We start from the raw sequence: 1,831 nt of genomic DNA, 5'->3' as shown, positions 1-1,831 counted from the left end.
ATCCAACCGCTGGGCACTGTTGATGATGGCATTTAACCGATCCGGGTCTACCGAGGCAGTTTGACCCTCATCGGACCTCCTATGAGCACCCGGCTTTTTACAGGCATCCGGCAGTAACCACCAACAGGCCACTTTCATAAAATCCCGCACTGACGGATTCTGTCGGGTGCCATGGGTGATGACGCTATTAATGGCCTTGCGCCAGTGTCGGGGCAGGAGCTTTGGGGACTGGTCAACCCGTTGTGCCCGCCGGGCAGCCAGTATCAGGTTATTCAACACCCCTTCGGTCAGTTCAGGCAGAGGGTTACAAAGGTCGGGAGGCACGGTTTTAAACGCTTCGTAAATTTGTTGAAGCGCTTTTCGTGGCATCTCAGCCCGGGGGATATCATGCTTAACCTCATTGATCCCCCAGATATCGACCCCGGGACACGGTTCACCCGTGGCTATTATCGAACGCCATAGTGGAGATGAACTTTTCAAAAACTCAGGCCAGAGAACGGTGACACGAGCTTCCGGGTAAGCCTGTAATTGGCCATTAACCAACAAAGGTTGCCCAACGGCCAGGGGCTCCAGAAGTTGCTGGAGGTTTGGATTAGTCTCGAGCCCCCGCAATATGACCGGCCCACCAGAGTTTAAAGCCTCCTGCAACTCACTCTGACGTCGTCCAAAATGTGCCTTTTGTTCCGAGGCGATATGGATATTATCAAACAGCTGACTGAAGCTGGTCTGTTCATTAAGCTGAATGACCAAAGGTGATTCAGAGTGATTATTGATCCAATGACTTGCCTGGGCATACTGTTGATACGTGACGGTACTAAGGGCGGCGTGACCGCTATTTTTTTCCTTTGAGTGAAGGTCAGCGAACAAAGGGTATTTATCGGTTTCTTCCAATTCCAGAGCTTTTGGTTGCCGTTTGGTATGAGCCACCTGCAGTCTGAGCTCCAGACCTGTCGTTTCCCGAATCCTGTGCAGTGAACCCAGTAAACAAAACCAAAGTGCCTCAGTGAGGGGAGATGTGACGGTGACTACACCACCCGCTCGAACTTGTTCCAACAGACCCGTATTAGGAACTGCATAGCCCTCCGGGACAATGGCAATGGGGCTCAGCCACTCCCTGATATTACTCTGGTTAATGATGATCGGGTCTTTTGGTTTATTTGGGGAGAGCCCTTTATCAAGTTTTTCCTCACTCAAGCCGGGCAGAGAGTGGAACAGGCTTTGGAACAGTGAATTAAGCTCATCTTTACCTACCGGCATCTGATAAAAATGAACATTGTCCGGTAACTGACAGATCTTGCCATTGCTCTCATAACTTTTTTGCGCCAGCATCTGTCGAATCGTCTGTTCAAAGGCCAGATCCTGCCAATTGGCCCCTTTCAGAATTACCCGTTGTCCGTCCTTCAATAGTTCAAACCTGCCGGGGATGTGCCGGATCCGCCCCTGCTCACTCACTCCGGGACCACCCAGAAGCAACTGTCGCCAGTGACTGTGCAAGTGACAGTTGATAAGAATGGTATTGCCGTCGTCCATAACCCTTTCGCCACAAGGAAGTTCAGCCAATAACGGAGGAACCTCGCTGATGTGCATCGATGAGTCCTTGCCATTCTCCGGGTCGAACTGCCAGGTATTTCCCGGCCGATTAATTCGCCGCCAGAAATCAGCCCCCGGAGCGTCATCACACCGGCCAACCGATGCCAACTGTGCAGGATCTGCCACCACCAGCAGAGCAACATGCTCACCCAGGGGGCGTTTACTCTGACTGACTTTGTCGTACAGACAGGGGTTGTCCGGGTCCAGCAGATCGTTAAATTTTGGTAGCTCCTCACTGGTG

Annotated in this window: 1 protein-coding gene; it reads right to left on the bottom strand. The window is 51.9% G+C overall.

The window, feature by feature from the left end; genetic code table 11:
- Positions 1–1,831 (bottom strand): hypothetical protein (locus KDK17_RS05705; protein ID WP_257287560.1); only part of this gene is annotated, 1,831 nt, incomplete at both ends.

It is taken from the genome of Endozoicomonas sp. SESOKO2 (genome assembly GCF_024606245.1).
In the GTDB taxonomy this organism is placed as follows: Bacteria; Pseudomonadota; Gammaproteobacteria; order Pseudomonadales; family Endozoicomonadaceae; genus Endozoicomonas_A.
The sequence above is the reverse complement of the archived record's forward strand: the minus strand, read 5'-3'. Positions and strand labels throughout refer to the sequence as shown.